The sequence below is a fragment of the Pseudomonas sp. NPDC089406 genome (genome assembly GCF_044900265.1).
GTDB classification, from domain to species: Bacteria; Pseudomonadota; Gammaproteobacteria; order Pseudomonadales; family Pseudomonadaceae; genus Aquipseudomonas; species Aquipseudomonas fakonensis.
The window spans coordinates 1-15,195 of the sequence record NZ_JBJDNC010000031.1; the positions used below are offsets into that span (position 1 = coordinate 1).

A 15,195-nucleotide genomic window follows, 5' to 3' on the forward strand; every position below is an offset into this window, starting at 1 on the left:
GCGCCAGCTTTTAGAAATTGAGCAAGACAGTTGCTCCCACAGGGATTGCATAAGCTTCAGGCCAGTGCCGTACCTGTAGGAGCCGGCTTGCCGGCGATAGGGCCTGCACAGGCTAAAGCTGGCACCGGCTGCGTCAGTGATCGCCGGCAAGCCGGCTCCTACAGGGATCGCACCAGCTTTTAGATATTGAGCAAGACAGTTGCTCCCACAGAGATTGCGGTTATGCCCACCGGCCGCTATGGGTCGAGAGCAGTCCTTCGTAACGGCCAGCTGATGCCCTCCATAGTCGTTGCGGCGGTCATCCAAGCCAGTCGGGAGTACAATGCACCATCGACCACAAGGGCACGAACCCGGGTTGCGGGATCAACATGCTGCGTTTGTGCAGCATCACGATGCTCGTAACGGTGAGGTACTCATGGCACAGCAATCTCTCCCACCGAAGGTAACGTCAAGCGATCATCCGGATGAGTGGCAGGCGCTCACTGATGCGGCCTACGGCCCCACGCGTAATCTGCCTGTCGACGACATACAGTTCGAAGGGCGTTTGCAAGAGCGCCTGCTAGGCACGCTTGGGCTCACACGCATTGCGTCTACGCCGATTCACTACCGACGCGATAAAGAGTCGACTTGCACCGAGAACTTTTTCATTTCTCTCACGCTCTGCAAAGAGGCCCACGTCGAGCAACTGGATCGCGTATCAACTCAATACCACGGTGACATAGTGCTGTATGACGGTGCGCTGCCCTATGCCTGCTCCTTCCCGCAGGGCGATGACCAGGTTGTATTGTCTGTGCCGCGGGCGCTTTTGCTGCAGCACATAGGGGCAGCGGGGCAAATGGTAGGCCTCACCCTGCCTGGTTCCAATCCGCTGGCATCCATTGCTGGCAGCATGATGCAACAGGCTGTGGATGCTGGGCCGTTACCTGTAGGCGCGGCACACAAGCTGGCCGACTCAATGCTGGGTGTGCTCGCAAATGCCTTTGAGCTTTCTTTTACCAGCAACCTGGATAGCAGTCGCCGTGATAGCCAGTTGAGCCGAATCAAACAGCTGATCTTGGCCAACCTGGGGGATCATCAGTTGTCTTTGGAAGGCGTTTCTCAAAGCGCGCATATGTCCGCGCGAACCGTCAGCCGCCTGTTCGCCGCGCAGGGCACTACGTTCGCACGCTGGCTGTGGCAACAGCGCTTGAGTGCCTGCCATCAGGCACTGATTCGAGGGGCACATCGAAGCGTCACCGAAGTTGCCTTGACGTTCGGGTTTTCCAACCCGGCCCACTTCAGCCGTGCATTTCGCCAGGCTTATGGCGTGGCACCCAGTGAGCTTATGCCTGGCCGAGCGAGATAGGCTGGACGAGCAAAGCGCTTGGCCGTTTCGGTCAAGCAGCCCCCCAGGGTTCGGCCGACCATGACCACCATTGTTTTATAAATGGGGTCAGAAACATGCAGGCATTAGTGTTGCGCCAGGCCGGCGAGCAGCCGCACATGGTCATTGAAGAACGACCGCAACCTGGCGTTCAGGTGGGCCATTCGCTTGTGCGTATGCATGCGGCAACGGTCAACCCGCTTTCCAACTGGATTCGCAAAGGCATCCTCAGTGACGGCATTGATCTGCCGCTGGTACTGAGCAATGACGGCGTTGGCTTCATCGAACAAAGCGAAGTGTACGGTGAAGGAACGCCGGTGCTTGTCTATGGCGGTGGCCAGTTGGGCATTAGCCAGGACGGCTTGCAGCAGCAATGGGTGTCGGTTGAGAACCATAGGCTGGTTGCGGTTCAGCAGGGTGTTGAGCTCGACGCGGCCGCCGCGCTAGCGATCAACTACGTCACAGCCCATCAGGCGTTGCATCGGGTGGGCGCGGTCAAGGCCGGCCAGACGGTGCTGATTTCTGGAGCATCGGGTTCGGTTGGGCATGCACTGATCCAGCTCTGTGTAGCCACTGGGGCACACCCGATCGGCGTTGTCTCCAGCGCCGAGAAAGCCCGGCAGGTGCTGGACAGCGGAGCAACCGCTGTCGTTGACCTTTCAAAGCAATCAGTTTGCGACGCGGTTGCCGAGATAACTGGCGGGGCCGGGGTCGATTGGGCTTTCGACGTGGTGGGTGGTCCTGGGCTCAGAGACCTTGCGCTGGCGCTGTGTCAACGCGGCAGTGTCGTCTGTATCGGATTTTCTGGGGCGACCCAGGGCACATTGGATGTCGCTGACCTGGTGATCCAGGAAAAGCGCGTATTGGGGTACGACGCTCACCTAGAGTCCGACAGCGATGTTCAACAGGTTCTGAGCCATCTCATGACATTGGCTGGCGCCGGTGCCATTGCCCCTCGAATCGACAGTCGCTTCTCCATGCCTGACCACGCCCAGGCCTACGCAAGGCTTGAGTCGAGGAAGGCCACGGGCACGATCCTGATCGATCTGAACTGACAACACTGGAACATTGATGCCATGAACAACAGCAATACGCTGCGTTTGCTCTTCCCCCAATGGCAGGGCGGCAACAACCCGCCCTATCACTTTGGCGCTCAATTGCTGGCTTGGCTGGCGCCCCAGGCACAAGGGCCTGTAGAGGAGGTGCCGGTTGCGCTCCCAGGGGCAGATCCTTTGCCTTTGGAGGCCGGTATTCGAGGCCGCACCGCGCTGCTCGAGCAGCTGTACGCGGCCAGGCAGATCATTGACCGACACCAGCCTGATCGTCTGGTGGTTCTTGGTGGTGATTGCCTCGTCGACTTGGCACCGTTCGCTTACTTGAACGAGCGATACGCAGGGGATCTGGCGGTCTTGTGGGTGGATGCCCACCCCGACATCCTGACGCCAGAGCAATTCTCCAACGCCCACGCCATGGTGTTGGGCAACTTGCTAGGTGAAGGGGATGTTCAGTTTGCCGGGGTTGTAGCTCGGCCGCTCAAACCCTCCCAAGTGATGTACGCCGGCGTGCACAGCCTGATGCCCTGGGAGGCCGAGACCATTGATCGCTTAGGTATCAAACTGGCCGGCCCAGATGAGCTCGCAAACAGCAGCGCTAAAGTGCTCGACTGGTTTTCGAGTACCGGCGCGAAGCATTTGGCGATTCACCTGGACCTGGACGTCCTGGAGCCTTCGTCGATGCGTTCAGTGCTGTTCGCCAACCCCCAAGACCCACCGGGCGCCTATGAAGGGGTAGCGCAGGGCAAGATGCAAATTCCTCAAGTATTGAAGCTGCTGCAGGACGTTGCTGCATTGGCCGATGTCGTGGGTATCGGCATTGCCGAGCATTTGCCATGGGATGCGCTAGCCATGCGCGATCTGTTAGCCCAGTTACCTCTCATTGGGGGCGGCGGTACCCGCGCATAGTGCGAGCTTTCAATGGCGCGCCTGGCAAGGTGAGGCGCGTGACACGACGTAGCTGCCTGATGGCGAGGGGCAGAGGCCGGGCGCTCTTTCGACACGCCCGGCCGATCACTTACCCGTTCTTGAGCATTCCCATATGCGCATCATCCATCAGCGCCTTGGCCAGTTCGCTCAAGTAGTGGGAGGCCCAGACCAGTACCGGCTCGTCGTCCATCACGCCTATGTATGACGCACGACGGGCGCTGGCGAGCAGCTGCGAGGCTTGCTCCATGGCATGGTCGGCGCAGTTGCCGGGGATGACCTGGAACAGGCGTTTGCCTTCGACGGCGCCGTCCATGCAGGTTGCGCTGCCGACGGTCCAGCCGAGCTTGCCGAGCGGGGTGGGGGAGGTGGTGTCCATGGGAAGTCCTTTTGGTTTGCATGTCGAATTACGGCAGCCCAGACGGGTAGGGCAGTGTGGGAACGCTTGATTCGGCGTTCGCGCGGCCCTGTGGGAGCGGGCTTGCCCGCGAAGCAGGCGACGCAGTACATGGCACCGGCTACGCCGGTGTTCGCGGGGCAAGCCCGCTCCCACGTGTCACTCGCCTAATGCAGCGTGTGAACCTGCCGGCGCTGCCCTAGCTGTACTTGCGCCAAAGCACACTCCACCAGCTGGCGCACGGCTTCCAGTTCATGCATCACCGCCAGCAGCATGATCGAGGCCGGGGACTTGGGCAAAAAGGTGATGGACTGTTGACCGACAGCTAGGCCGCACATGGCGTATTCCAGGGCTTCGACCAGGGTGTCTTCCAGGTATTGGGGGGTATTGCTGCGGTGGGGTGGGTCGGGGACGATCTTGAGCATAAACACCTCGTAATGCTGGAGTCAGGCCGCCACACACTCGCTTGCAGGCGAAGGGTGGCAGCTACGTACGGGCCTGCAAGACCGGGGCATTACGAGGTCTTTCCCGGCTGACCCGAAGGTCACCCGTACGTAGCCACCATTGAACGAGACCCACGACGCATCGCCGAGGCTCAAGGTGTGCACCATCGTAATACCGCACGGGCTTGCAGACCCGGCCGCTGAATTTGCAGCGGCCGGGCGAGACTAGCCCTCAGTTCGGTGGTGCAACAGGGGTCGAAGCATGCTTGGGAAACGCCTTACAGTGAATAGGGAAAATCTGGTGGGTATTTGTAGGACGGGAGGGTGATTGGGGGATTTTTCGTACGCTGGGCGTGGCTTGATGGGGCGGGTTACAGGCAGATGATATTCATTTGGGGTTGCTGGACTCATCGCCGGCAAGCCGGCTCCTACAGGTGCGCGCCCGGTGTTCAGTGCAGTTCTGGGAACCGCCGACGGGTGAGGAACAACACCACACCCAATGGCACAGCCAATAGCGCCAGCAGTTCCAGGTCGAAGCCCAGCATTTGATGCTGGCCGATCGTGAAGATGCCGACCAGGCCTGCTGCCAGCAATGCCAAACCCAGCCATTTACGTAGTGAGTAAGGTCTTACGAACTGAATGAGGACCACACCTAGCAGCAAAAGGATGATGGTTTGCAGGATGTATGGCATGAGCAGCTCCTAGGGGCGTGATGACTAGCGCGGACTTCATGCGCATAGCCATACGTGCCAAAAAAGAGTCGGATTTTCAAGAGGAGCTGGGTGAGATGCAAACGGTTGAGGTTGGGAATGGGGGGGCGTGAGCCGTAGACAGCCTTCACAACCATCCTTTCCAAGGTGATTGCATCAGGGCTGCCAAGTGTTCGCCACAACCCTTGCAGCGTCTATCAGATCGAGCGCCGCCCGCGCGGTGCATCGCGGGGCAAGCCCGCTCCTACATCTGTTTCGGGCCAGTCTGTCCTGTGCCATTACCGGGTCCGCCTTGTTGGCTCGGCACAGTTTCAGTGTGGGCGCCTAGGCCGCCTCGCAAGGCTCAAGGCATGCAGCAAGGCGGGCAGCGGTACTTTCACAGGACTCATTGGCCCGAAACAGATGTAGGAGCGGCCTTGTGTCGCGATGCGCCGCGCGGGCGGCGCTCGATTTCACAGGCGCTGCAAGGGTTGTGTCGAACACCTGGCGGCCCTGACGCGATCATTGGCAATACCGGTACCAGGCAACCGGCCCTGAAAACCGATCAGCCCTTGGCCGTACCCACCAACGAATCGATCAACCGCGCGGTCTTGGTATCACCGTTCTCCAGCACCATCTGGCGCACCGACATACCAAACGCCGGCACCGGGGTATCGAAGGTGAACTGCGACTTGCCCTGGTAGCCGGCCACAAAACGGATCACCTCTTCGGACCACTGGATGCGGCTGAACTTCGACCCGCGGTAATGCTCCATGAACGCCGCCGCCAGTGGCGTGTTGCCGTCCAGGTCGACGGCATCCAGGTTGGCGCCGACGGCCACCAGCGCCTCGGCATAGCTGTGGTTGCGCTGGCTCATGCACGCATGCAGCGCGGTTTCGCCACCGTAGGCGACGGCATTCACGTCACTGCCCTTGAGCAGGGTCTGGAACAGCGCCTGCGCCTGCGGGTTTTCGCGGCCGTTGCCGTGCAGCTGGTCCGCCCGGCTGCAGAACAGCGCCAGCGGGGTGTAGCCGTAGACGTTGTGCTCTTTGAGGTCTTCGCTGGCGGCCAGCAGGTTCATGTGCTCCAGGCTGCAGCTGGGGAAGTCGATGCCTGCCAGGCAGGTCATCAACCGGGTGTTGCCCTGGATATCCCGGCGTTTCGGGTCGGCACCGGCCGAGATCAGGTAGTCGTAGGCGTTGTCGGCGGCCAGGGTGATCAGCGGGCGGCTTTGCGAGGTCAGCCACTGGTTGATGTCGATGCCGGAGCTTTTTTGCAGGTAGGCGAAGCTGTCCAGGTCGTAGACCATGCGCGGCGCGCCGATGGTGCGCGTTTCACCGCGCGCGGCCTGGGCCAGGCGCTCGGCCATCACCGACTCGTTCTGCGGGTTGCTGTAGTCGAGCACCGACACATGGCCCGGGCCGTAGATCAGCCATACCCCGGCCTTGCGGTCGTCCTTGTACTCACCTTTTTCAGCGATGGTGCCGGCTGGCCAGCCGCTCACGAAGTAGGTCTCTGCCGGGCCGTTTTTCTTGCCGGCGCTGTAGCTCAGCTTGGTGGCTGGCACCGTGGGTTTGCCTTCGGGGGCAGACCAGCTTTCGAACATGCCGTCGAGCGCGCCGTTTTTGTAAGTGGCGCGGTCGACCAGCACACCTTGGTAGTTGTAGTGCTCCACCAGCCCTTCGAGCTTGTCGGAGCCATCGGCAGCGAAGGTTTCCAGCAGGGTCAGCTTCTGCTCGCCATTGACTATCTGCCAGGTGCGCTGTTCGCCCACCCGCGCCGAATGCTTGCGCGTGGCATCGGCCAGCAGGATGGTGCTGTCGCGCACCTGCAGGCCGCTGGCGCAGTCGTAGTCCTGCAGCGAGCGGCGGTCGTTGTCCAGGGTGCTGACGCTTTGCAGGTGGCTGGGGTTCTCGCCCGGGCACCAGGTTTTCTTCGCCCCGACGAACATGCCGGCCTGCAACTGGCCTTCCACCAGCCGGCCTTTTTCGTCGTAGGCCTTCCACGGGCCGACCACCTTGCCGTCTTCAACCTTGAACGGCTGCAGCACCCGGCCACCCTCCCTGGGCACCACGGTGCCGGTCAGCGGCTCACCGGACTTGATCACCACGTAGCGCGCATCGGGGGTGCCCAGCGAGCCGAAGGAGGTGGCGATTTCATCGTAGCTGTACTCGGAATTGCAGCCTGCCAGGGCCGAAACCAGTGCACAAAGGGCAAAATGTCTTTTCATAACCATCCTTGTAGTCATAGCGTTGCCCCGCTTGGCGGGGCTTGTTGCATCAATGGTGTTGTAGCGATGGGGTGGCTTGCCTGCGCTCAGGCAGGCTGCTGCTGACCATGGCTGGCGTGCTCCACCAGCAGGCTCAAGGTGTCGAGGAACAGGTCGGCGCTCATCAGGCCCGTGGCCAGGGTCGACAGCACGGTGGCGCCGCTGGCGTCCTTGATCAGCAGTTTTTCTGTCCAGGTGCTTTGGTCCAGGCTGCGCAGCGAGGCGATCGGCACCTGTTTGCCCTGCACCTGCAGGCTGTGCTGGGTGAGCACGATGGGGTAGGTCTGTACCGCGAGGAAGTTGCCGCTGACCCGCTTGCGCCACACCTGGCCGTTGTCGATGCAGTTGAAGGTCACCGCGCCGCCGCGTTGCAGGGTGTCCAGCACCTGCGGCTGGCGTGCCGCGAGGTACAGCTCGCGAAAGCGCTGCAAGAAGTCGTGGAAGCCCTTGAGGGGCTCGATCACCCGGTGGAACGGCTCGCTGGCGTTGCGCCGGAACGCCAGGTTGGTGACCAGGCCGGTCATCACCGTCTGCCCTGAGCTGAACAGGTACAGGTCGTCGATTTCGCTGAACGGCACGAAGCTACGCTGGCCATTGGTGGTGTGGGCGATGCCGTGTTCGTACAGCTCGTAGCTGCTCTTGCGCAGCCGGCTCTGCCAGGCGTACAGCCCCAGCAGTGCCAGCGCCAGCACCACCAGCAGGCCGCTGGTGAAGTAGATCAGCATGGCCTGGCTTGAGAAGTTCAGGGTGGTGCCGCGCTGGGTGGTCAGCGAGACCGGGCCGACATCCTGCACCGGGAGAATGGTGCCCAGGTACAGCACGAAGCCTGCCAGGCCGATGAGCACCACGCAGAGCGTCAGCACGAAGATTTTCAGCGCCTTGCCATAGCGATAGCTGCCGACCAGCGCACCTGTGGCCGGTGTTGGTGTATGCTGCATGAGAGGTCTGCATCCCTGTAGTGGTGGTGACCAGCGCCGTCCAAGGCGGGTGTTGCGATACAACGGCGCTTGCGTGCCGGGCTGCTGACACGGGGCCATCATCCGGGGCGGTATCCTAGAGCGTGGGCGGGCGGTTAAGTTCAACCGATGGCGGGTTTTGTGCCGTTTTGCGAACGGGCTCTCACTGTGTTGCCCAGCTTTCAGAAGCCGGCGCGATCCCTGTAGGAGCGGGCTTGCCCGCGATGGCGTCAGCACGGGCAGCGTGGGTGTGGCGGCGGGCCCTATCGCCGGCAAGCCGGCTCCTACAGGTACGGCGCTGCTTCGGGCTTCGCGCGGTCCTGTGGGAGCGGGCTTGCCCGCGATGGCGTCAGCACGGGCAGCAGGGTTGTGGCGCCGGGCCCTATCGCCGGCAAGCCGGCTCCTACAGGTACGGCGCTGCTTCGGGCCTCGCGCGGTCCTGTGGGAGCGGGCTTGCCCGCGATGGCGTCAGCACGGGCAGCGTGGGTGTGGCGGCGGGCCCTATCGCCGGCAAGCCGGCTCCTACAGGTACGGCGCTGCTTCGGGCTTCGCGCGGTCCTGTGGGAGCGGGCTTGCCCGCGATGGCGTCAGCACGGGCAGCGGGGTTGTGGCGCCGGGCCTCATCGCCGGCCAGCCGGCTCCTACAGGTACGGCGCTTGCTTCGCGCTTTGCGCGCAACCTGCAATCACCTCCCGCAACCACCGGTGGCCCGGGTCCCGATGCACGCGCTCGGGCCACAGCATGAGCATTTCGAAACCACGTACAGCCAACGGCGCCTCGACCACTTTCAGCCGTGTATCGCCGGCCACCAGCCGCTGCGGCACCATGGCCACCAGGTCAGAGCTGGCCAGCACCGCAGCCAGCAACATGAAGTGCGGCACCGACAACACCACCTGCCGCGCCAGCCCCTGTTCGGCCAAGGCCGCATCGGTGGGGCCGTAAAAGCCGCCGCCGTCCGGCGAAACGATCACTTGCTCCAGTGCGCAGAACTGCTTGAGCGTCAGCTTGCGCTTGAGCCTGGGGTGGTCGATGCGGCCCACCAGTACGTAGCGCTCAGCGTACAACGAGCGCTGACGCAGCTCGGGCGGCGCCTGTTCGGCAATGTGGAAGGCCATGTCGATTTCGCCCAGCTCGGCCTGGCGCACCAGTGCCGCAGGTTGCAAATCGAGGATCGCCAGGCGGGTGGCTGGTGCGGCGCTGCGGATGCTTGCCAGTGCCGGCAGCAGCAGGGTCGAGGCGCCGTAGTCGGTGGCCGCCAGGCGCCAGGTCTGGCTGGCGCTGGCGGGGTCGAAGGGTTGTGCCGGGGCGATGGCCAGGTGCAGCGCCTCCAGGGCCTGGCGCAGCGGCGTGCGCAGGGCCTCGGCGCGGGCCGTGGGGCGCATGCCCCGGGGGCCGGGCAGCAGCAGCGGGTCGTCCAGCAGCTCGCGCAGGCGCGCCAGTTGCACGCTCACCGTTGGCTGGGCCAGGTGCAGGCGCTGCGCGGCGCGGGTCACGTTCAGCTCGACCAGCAGCGCATCGAGGGTCACCAGCAGGTTGAGGTCGAGGCGCCGCAAGGCATCATGCATGGCAATACCTGGTGTTCTGGATATTCATTTCTACTATACCAGCGCGCCACGCATCATGCGCCACATACCCCTTACGGAGCACCCGTCATGAATGTGTTGATTGTCTACGCCCACCCCGAACCGCGCTCGCTCAACGGCTCGCTGAAAGACCACGCGGTGGCGCACCTGCAACGCCAGGGCCACAGCGTGCAGGTGTCGGACCTGTATGCGATGGGCTTCAAGCCGCTGGTCGATGCCAGCGACAACACCGCCCAGCAGCCGGGCCTGCGCTTTCGTGTGTCGGAAGACTCGCAGCAGGCCTACCGTGACGGTACCCAGCGCGCCGACATCGTTGCCGAGCAAAACAAGCTGCGCTGGGCCGATGCGGTGATTCTGCAGTTCCCGCTGTGGTGGTTCGGCTTGCCGGCCATTCTCAAGGGCTGGGTCGAGCGGGTGTATGCCTATGGCTTTGCCTACGGCGTGGGCGAGCACTCAGATCAGCATTGGGGCGACCGCTACGGTGAGGGCAGTATGGCCGGCAAGCGCGCGATGCTGATGGTCACCACCGGTGGTTGGGCCTCGCACTATGCGCCGCGCGGTATCAACGGCTCGCTGGAGGCGATTCTGTTCCCGATCCAGCACGGCATCCTGTTCTACCCAGGCTTTGAGGTGCTCGAACCCTACGTGCTGCACCGCACTAGCCGGGTCGACGAGGCGGGCTTCGCGGCGGCCTGCACGGCGCTGGAGCAGCGCCTGGACGGGCTGTTCAGTGATGCGCCGATCCCGTATCGCCGGCAGAACGGCGGTGACTACCTGATCCCCGAGCTCACCTTGAAGCCTGAACTGGCAGCGGGGCAGGAGGGCATCGGCGTACACCTGCGGGCCGACTAACCGCCCCGGGCCACGCCGGCCTGGTCGGCGATCTCGTTCCACAGGTGCATGGCCACATAGGCCCGCCATGGTCGCCAGCTTTCGGCGTGGCGCGCCTGGCTGGCCTTGCTGGCCAGCTCCGGCAGGCGCCGGGTGATGGCCTGCATCAGCACCAGGTCAGTGGCCGGCCAGGCATCCGGGTCGCGCCAGGCGCGCATGGCCACGTACTCCACGGTCCACGGGCCGATGCCGGGCAGCGCCAGCAACTGCCGGCGCAGCAGGCTGGTGTCGGGCTGGTCGCTGTCGATCAGCAGCTCGCCTTCGGCCACCACCCTGGCGAAGTTCTGCAGGGCGGCCACGCGCTTGGTGGGCATGCCGATCTTGTCCAGGTTGGCCTCGGCGACGGCCCGGGGGGAGGGGAAGTGCCAGGGGATGCCCAGATGCGCTGGGGACGTGGCGGGTGTGCCGGTGCGTTCCACCAGGCGGCCGGTGATGGTGGTGGCCGCCTTGACGCTGACCTGCTGGCCGATGATGGTGCGGATCACCAGCTCAAAGCCCGACCACGCGCCCGGCACCCGCAGGCCGGGCGCTGCGTTCAGCCGCTCGGCCAGCCACGGGTCCTGGCCCAGGCCGTCGCGCACCGCCTCGGGGTGGGTGAGCAGGTCGAACTGCCGGGCCAGGCGCGGTTGCAGCGCGCCCAACTGGCGGCTGGCTTCGCCTTCAAGGCGCACCAGCAGGCAGTCGCGGGCCGGGTCCTTGCGCACGCTGAGCAGGCCGTCGCTACCGGCCAGGGCCAGGGTGCGGTGGTAAACGCCGTCCAGCACCGTCTCCACCCCGCCGGTGGCACGCCCGCTGAAAAAGCGCAGCATGCGCGCCCAGTCCAGCGGCGGGGTGAAGGGCAGTTCCAGTTCGTCTACGGGCTGGCCGGCGATGATTTTCATCAGGGTCCCTGGCGTGGGGTTGAGGATGCCTAGCATGGCAGGCCCGGCGCGGTCTGTGTAGGAGCCGGCTTGCCGGCGATCCGGCGCAGCCGGCCAGCATTGCACTGGCTGCGCCGGCCTCATCGCGGGCAAGCCCGCTCCTACAGGTACGGCGCCGCTGCCGGGCTTTGCTGTAGGAGCCGGCTTGCCAGCGATGAGGCCGGCACCGGCAGCACAAGGCAGTTGCCCCCACGCTGGCGCTGAGTGCTCAGGGCGTGCGCATCAGCGCGGCGAACTCCACGCGTTCGCTAATCAACGCCATGACGGTCAGTCCACGATAAAAAGTTTGGCGCCAATAGCGCTGGAGGACCGGTGCGCCTCGGCGTTGTCGGCCACCTGGTAGCTCATGCCGGGCAGCAGGGTGAAGCGACGGCCGTCCTCAAGCTCGGTGTCCAGCCGGCCTTCGAGGCACAGCAGGATATGGCCTTTGTTGCACCAGTGGTCGGCCAGGTAGCCGGGGCTGTATTCGACCTGGCGCACGCGGATGGCGCCGAACTGGCAGGTGCGCCAGCGGGCCGTGCCGGTTTCGCCGGGGTGGGTGGTGGTTTCGAGGGTCGACCAGTCGGTGATACCGAAGGGGATGCCTGTCAGCTCCATGGCAGTCTCGCGCGTTGAGGGGGAGCTGGACCTTAGCCGGCTTGACCGGCAGCCGACAGAGACAGATCGCGCAGGATTGCGCCATACAGCTGCACTGGGCAGGCGCCGGCAAGCCGGCCCCTGCGTCGAATGTCAGTCCTGGGCCGCTGGAACGAAGGCATGCGCCGCCGCCTGCAGGCGTTCCTGCAAGCGCGCCACGTAGGCCTGGGCCTCGGCGATGCTGGTGAACGAAACCGCATGGCCATCGATGATGACCTTGCAACCGGCGCCTTGCTCGTCCTGCTGGATATCGACCTGCATCGTGCCTGTTCCCTGGTGTTGTTATTGGGGCGCGCAGGTTAACCTGCCAGGCGGGTTTGGAAAATGCACAAAACCGCTCTATTTCGGTACTTTCATGCACATAGGTGATGTTTCATGAAGGCCTGCGGGTTCGTCAATCGTCGCCGGCAATGGCAAGATGGCGCCCGTTTTGCCCCGTAGACGGACGCTCAGCCAAGGATTGCACATGCCAGGGACCCGCGGTTTCACCGCCAACGACATCGCCGACGCCATGCAGGCCAAGGCACAGGACGCTTTCGGCGAAAGCTTCAGCTCACCCTTTAGCGTCGATGCGATCGAGCAGCATCGCGCCGAGGTCAGCTTTACCGTCAGCGTCGACTATTCGTTCGACTACCAGAGCCGCGCCGTCAGCAAGGCCACCGGGCCCTTGTACGACAGGGCGCATATCCGCGCCGTGCTCGACCAGCGCCAGGGGCAGTTGCTGCAGGCCCCGGGTTACCTGCGCGAGCACACCCAGAATTACCTGCGCGAGCATGTGGGTGGCTACCGTGAACCTGGGCGGTTTCGGGTGCTCAGCGACCGCCAGGTGTACTGCAGCGTGGAAGACTGCCAGGGCTGCCAGGCCCAGGGCCGCGTCAAGTGCAACCGTTGCCATGGCAGCGGGCACAACACCTGCCATATGTGCCACACCAGCGGGCGGGTGACCTGTGACGGTTGCGGCGGCGTGCGCAGGCACCCCTACGGTTGCTCGCGGTGTGGCAATGCGGGCAAGGTGATCTGCCACACCTGCCATGGCGGCGGCAGGCTGGTGTGCCACGCTTGCCGTAACGGCCAGGTCACCTGCCAGTCGTGCAACGGCGCCTGCCAGTTGATCTACGAATATCGCCTGCAAGCCTGGGCCGGCACCGCCGTGCATTACACCTGGGGCGCGGCCAGCGCAGGCTGGATGCTGCCGGCGATGAACGAGGCCATGCACACCCCGGAGCGCCACAGCGTCTTCTGCGTGGACCACATCGAGCTGCACAGCGATGACCCGGACGTATTCGTCGCCAGCGGCCACGTGGTCGCCGCCCAGGCCGCGGTGAGTTACCAGCAGGCCAGCGGCACCTGCCGCTTCATCGGCGCGCAGCTGCAGGCGGTATTTCTCGATGGCGTGCTCAGCGGCGGCTTCAAGAAGGCGGTCGAAGGGGTCAAGGACCACCAGAACATCCATCAGGTCAACCAGGCCTCCAGCAGCAAGATCGCCCGCCAGTTGATCAGCGAGATGAACCAGCAGTCGGACGTTGCCCATACCACGCCGGTGCGCAAGGGCATCATCAGCGCGGCCGATGCCCAGGCCTTTTTGCAGTCACGCCAGCGCACGCTGCAGTACATCCTCGCCACGCGCCACCAGTTCCGCTGGGGTGCGGTGTTCGCTTTCGCCTGCTCTCTGACCGGCATGCTCACTGTGCTCTACGGCCTGATGAGCCTGTTCAGCGCGCAGATCCCCAATGCCATGGATGGCAACAAAGGCTACCTCGGCCTGTTCGCCCTGGCGCACAACCCAGGCTCGGTGCTGGCGGCCTTCACCCAGCCGCTGGCCAATCTGTTGGACAGCACTTTTGCCAAGGGCAATTACTGGCAGTTGCTGTGCTGGCTGCTGAGCGCGCTGCTGTTCAACCGCTGCTTGCTGCCAAGGGTTGCGCCCAGGTTGTGGGGGTGGGCCGAGGGCAATCTGCTGCGCGGTGTGCTGCTGAGCGTGCCGGGCATCGCGCTGCTGGGCCTGTTCATGGCCATGCACCCGTCGGGGCATGTGCTGATGCAGCTCAGCGAGTTTTTCCCGAATTCGCAGATCAGCGGTGGCCTGGGGCGCATGTGGCAGTGGGGGCTGACCTATGTGCCGCAGATCTTCGTGCTGGCCCTGGCGATTGCGCTGGTGCGCTACAAGGCTGCCGGGGTGCACTGGGGGCAGCGCATGTTGCGCTTGTTGCTGCAGACGCGGGATGTGTCGGGGTATCAGTCGCGGCTGCGCTAAGGTTGGCGCGCCCATTGCTCAGGCAACCAAGAAGTTTCTTGGTATCGTTCAAGGCGCGTCCTGGGGTATTTCGAGGGCAGGGTTGGCAGAATGTGTGGCCTGGCAGGCTAGCCGCACCCGCTGGCCTGGCGCCTGGGCCATACTGACAGGCGCCCCTGCCTTCGGTAGCCCCTTTGCCCCCCCGGTGACTGCATGAGCAAGAAAGTCCTGATCGTCGACGACCACCCGCTGATTTGCCAGGCAATAGCCCAGGCCCTGGCGCCCATTGGCTTCGAAACCGTGGGCGAGACCGCCGATGGCGTGGATGCGCTGCGCATGATCGCGGCGCTGGCGCCGGATGTGGTGATTCTCGATATCGGCCTGGAAAAGCTCGACGGCCTGAGCGTGCTGCGGCGCATCACCCGCGAAAAACTGGCCACCCGGGTACTGATCTACACCGCCCAGGCCAAAGAGAACTACGCCGCTCGCTGCCTGCAGGGCGGTGCCAGTGGTTTCGTCAGCAAGAGCGAGCCGATCGGCAAGCTGATCAAGGCGCTGGAGACAGTGGCCGACGGCTACGTGTTCTTCCCTCGCGACGCCATGCCGTTGCTGGGCAAGCCCGAGTTCAATGGCGACCTGGAAGACCTCACCGACCGCGAACTGCAGATTTTCAAGCTGCTGGCCGAAGGTTACTCCAACAGCGATATCGCCACCCGGCTGAGCCTGAGCGCCAAGACCGTCAGCGGCCACAAAATCAATATCCAGACCAAACTCGGGGTAGCTTCGGTGATTGAACTGGCCGATATCGCACGCCGGCACAACCTGGTCTGAGCACT

General features: G+C 63.9%; 15 protein-coding genes. 6 read left to right on the plus strand and 9 right to left on the minus strand.

Annotated elements, in window-relative coordinates:
* The first annotated feature begins 415 nt into the window (after positions 1–415).
* The 3 genes from ACI2KK_RS20570 to ACI2KK_RS20580 all read left to right on the plus strand — a co-directional run bounded on the left by ACI2KK_RS20570 (position 416) and on the right by ACI2KK_RS20580 (position 3,324).
* Positions 416–1,345: a helix-turn-helix domain-containing protein gene (locus ACI2KK_RS20570; protein ID WP_404670338.1), complete on the plus strand. Its 930-nt coding sequence runs from the start codon at positions 416–418 to the stop codon at positions 1,343–1,345.
* A gap of 95 nt (positions 1,346–1,440) precedes the next feature.
* Positions 1,441–2,418 (plus strand): zinc-binding alcohol dehydrogenase family protein, encoded by a 978-nt coding sequence (locus tag ACI2KK_RS20575; protein ID WP_404670339.1) that lies wholly within the window; start codon positions 1,441–1,443, stop codon positions 2,416–2,418.
* A gap of 21 nt (positions 2,419–2,439) precedes the next feature.
* Positions 2,440–3,324: an arginase family protein gene (locus ACI2KK_RS20580; protein ID WP_404670340.1), complete on the plus strand. Its 885-nt coding sequence runs from the start codon at positions 2,440–2,442 to the stop codon at positions 3,322–3,324.
* 109 nt (positions 3,325–3,433) lie between these two features.
* On the opposite strand, the gene ACI2KK_RS20585 is transcribed toward ACI2KK_RS20580, so the two are convergent.
* The 6 genes from ACI2KK_RS20585 to ACI2KK_RS20610 form a co-directional block, all read right to left on the minus strand.
* Positions 3,434–3,721 carry a DUF3077 domain-containing protein gene (locus ACI2KK_RS20585; protein ID WP_404670341.1) on the minus strand — a complete coding sequence of 96 codons (288 nt, stop codon included), beginning with the start codon at positions 3,719–3,721 and terminating at the stop codon, positions 3,434–3,436.
* A gap of 185 nt (positions 3,722–3,906) precedes the next feature.
* The gene (locus tag ACI2KK_RS20590; protein ID WP_404670342.1) at positions 3,907–4,164 is read right to left on the minus strand and encodes a hypothetical protein; all 258 of its coding nucleotides are present in this window, start codon (positions 4,162–4,164) and stop codon (positions 3,907–3,909) included.
* Between the two features lie 467 nt (positions 4,165–4,631).
* Positions 4,632–4,874, minus strand: a complete 243-nt coding sequence (locus ACI2KK_RS20595; protein ID WP_404670343.1) for a hypothetical protein — start codon at positions 4,872–4,874, stop codon at positions 4,632–4,634.
* Between the two features lie 562 nt (positions 4,875–5,436).
* On the minus strand, positions 5,437–7,101 hold the full coding sequence (locus tag ACI2KK_RS20600; RefSeq protein ID WP_404670344.1) for an ankyrin repeat domain-containing protein: 1,665 nt from the start codon (positions 7,099–7,101) through the stop codon (positions 5,437–5,439).
* An 86-nt stretch (positions 7,102–7,187) separates the two neighbouring features.
* Complete coding sequence (locus ACI2KK_RS20605; RefSeq protein WP_404670345.1) at positions 7,188–8,078, minus strand: hypothetical protein; 891 nt, start codon at positions 8,076–8,078, stop codon at positions 7,188–7,190.
* 659 nt (positions 8,079–8,737) lie between these two features.
* Positions 8,738–9,661 (minus strand): LysR family transcriptional regulator, encoded by a 924-nt coding sequence (locus ACI2KK_RS20610; RefSeq protein ID WP_404670346.1) that lies wholly within the window; start codon positions 9,659–9,661, stop codon positions 8,738–8,740.
* Positions 9,662–9,748: 87 nt separating this feature from the next.
* Here ACI2KK_RS20610 and ACI2KK_RS20615 point away from each other — a divergent pair, with 87 nt between their 5' ends.
* Positions 9,749–10,531, plus strand: coding sequence for an NAD(P)H-dependent oxidoreductase (locus ACI2KK_RS20615; protein WP_217843092.1), 783 nt, complete (start codon positions 9,749–9,751; stop codon positions 10,529–10,531).
* Here ACI2KK_RS20615 and ACI2KK_RS20620 read toward each other — a convergent pair.
* The 3 genes from ACI2KK_RS20620 to ACI2KK_RS20630 form a co-directional block, all read right to left on the minus strand.
* Positions 10,528–11,451 (minus strand): DNA-3-methyladenine glycosylase family protein, encoded by a 924-nt coding sequence (locus tag ACI2KK_RS20620; RefSeq protein ID WP_404670347.1) that lies wholly within the window; start codon positions 11,449–11,451, stop codon positions 10,528–10,530. The genes ACI2KK_RS20615 and ACI2KK_RS20620 overlap by 4 nt on opposite strands.
* Before the next feature lie 306 nt (positions 11,452–11,757).
* Positions 11,758–12,087, minus strand: a complete 330-nt coding sequence (locus tag ACI2KK_RS20625; protein ID WP_404670348.1) for a DHCW motif cupin fold protein — start codon at positions 12,085–12,087, stop codon at positions 11,758–11,760.
* Positions 12,088–12,219: 132 nt separating this feature from the next.
* A complete protein-coding gene (locus tag ACI2KK_RS20630; RefSeq protein WP_404670349.1) occupies positions 12,220–12,387 on the minus strand; it encodes a hypothetical protein in 168 nt (55 codons plus the stop codon).
* A gap of 205 nt (positions 12,388–12,592) precedes the next feature.
* On the opposite strand from ACI2KK_RS20630, the gene ACI2KK_RS20635 reads away from it, so the two are divergent.
* Positions 12,593–14,380, plus strand: a complete 1,788-nt coding sequence (locus tag ACI2KK_RS20635; RefSeq protein ID WP_404670350.1) for a hypothetical protein — start codon at positions 12,593–12,595, stop codon at positions 14,378–14,380.
* 192 nt (positions 14,381–14,572) lie between these two features.
* Positions 14,573–15,190, plus strand: a complete 618-nt coding sequence (locus ACI2KK_RS20640; protein WP_404670351.1) for a response regulator — start codon at positions 14,573–14,575, stop codon at positions 15,188–15,190.
* Positions 15,191–15,195 lie beyond the last annotated feature (5 nt).

What these genes read in the sequence shown, in the direction of transcription:
- ACI2KK_RS20570 (WP_404670338.1), top strand. Translation starts at nt 416, where the DNA reads ATGGCACAGCAATCTCTCCCACCGAAGGTAACGTCAAGCGATCATCCG.
- ACI2KK_RS20575 (WP_404670339.1), top strand. Translation starts at nt 1,441, where the DNA reads ATGCAGGCATTAGTGTTGCGCCAGGCCGGCGAGCAGCCGCACATGGTC.
- ACI2KK_RS20580 (WP_404670340.1), top strand. Translation starts at nt 2,440, where the DNA reads ATGAACAACAGCAATACGCTGCGTTTGCTCTTCCCCCAATGGCAGGGC.
- ACI2KK_RS20585 (WP_404670341.1), bottom strand. Translation starts at nt 3,721, where the DNA reads ATGGACACCACCTCCCCCACCCCGCTCGGCAAGCTCGGCTGGACCGTC.
- ACI2KK_RS20590 (WP_404670342.1), bottom strand. Translation starts at nt 4,164, where the DNA reads ATGCTCAAGATCGTCCCCGACCCACCCCACCGCAGCAATACCCCCCAA.
- ACI2KK_RS20595 (WP_404670343.1), bottom strand. Translation starts at nt 4,874, where the DNA reads ATGCCATACATCCTGCAAACCATCATCCTTTTGCTGCTAGGTGTGGTC.
- ACI2KK_RS20600 (WP_404670344.1), bottom strand. Translation starts at nt 7,101, where the DNA reads ATGAAAAGACATTTTGCCCTTTGTGCACTGGTTTCGGCCCTGGCAGGC.
- ACI2KK_RS20605 (WP_404670345.1), bottom strand. Translation starts at nt 8,078, where the DNA reads ATGCAGCATACACCAACACCGGCCACAGGTGCGCTGGTCGGCAGCTAT.
- ACI2KK_RS20610 (WP_404670346.1), bottom strand. Translation starts at nt 9,661, where the DNA reads ATGCATGATGCCTTGCGGCGCCTCGACCTCAACCTGCTGGTGACCCTC.
- ACI2KK_RS20615 (WP_217843092.1), top strand. Translation starts at nt 9,749, where the DNA reads ATGAATGTGTTGATTGTCTACGCCCACCCCGAACCGCGCTCGCTCAAC.
- ACI2KK_RS20620 (WP_404670347.1), bottom strand. Translation starts at nt 11,451, where the DNA reads ATGAAAATCATCGCCGGCCAGCCCGTAGACGAACTGGAACTGCCCTTC.
- ACI2KK_RS20625 (WP_404670348.1), bottom strand. Translation starts at nt 12,087, where the DNA reads ATGGAGCTGACAGGCATCCCCTTCGGTATCACCGACTGGTCGACCCTC.
- ACI2KK_RS20630 (WP_404670349.1), bottom strand. Translation starts at nt 12,387, where the DNA reads ATGCAGGTCGATATCCAGCAGGACGAGCAAGGCGCCGGTTGCAAGGTC.
- ACI2KK_RS20635 (WP_404670350.1), top strand. Translation starts at nt 12,593, where the DNA reads ATGCCAGGGACCCGCGGTTTCACCGCCAACGACATCGCCGACGCCATG.
- ACI2KK_RS20640 (WP_404670351.1), top strand. Translation starts at nt 14,573, where the DNA reads ATGAGCAAGAAAGTCCTGATCGTCGACGACCACCCGCTGATTTGCCAG.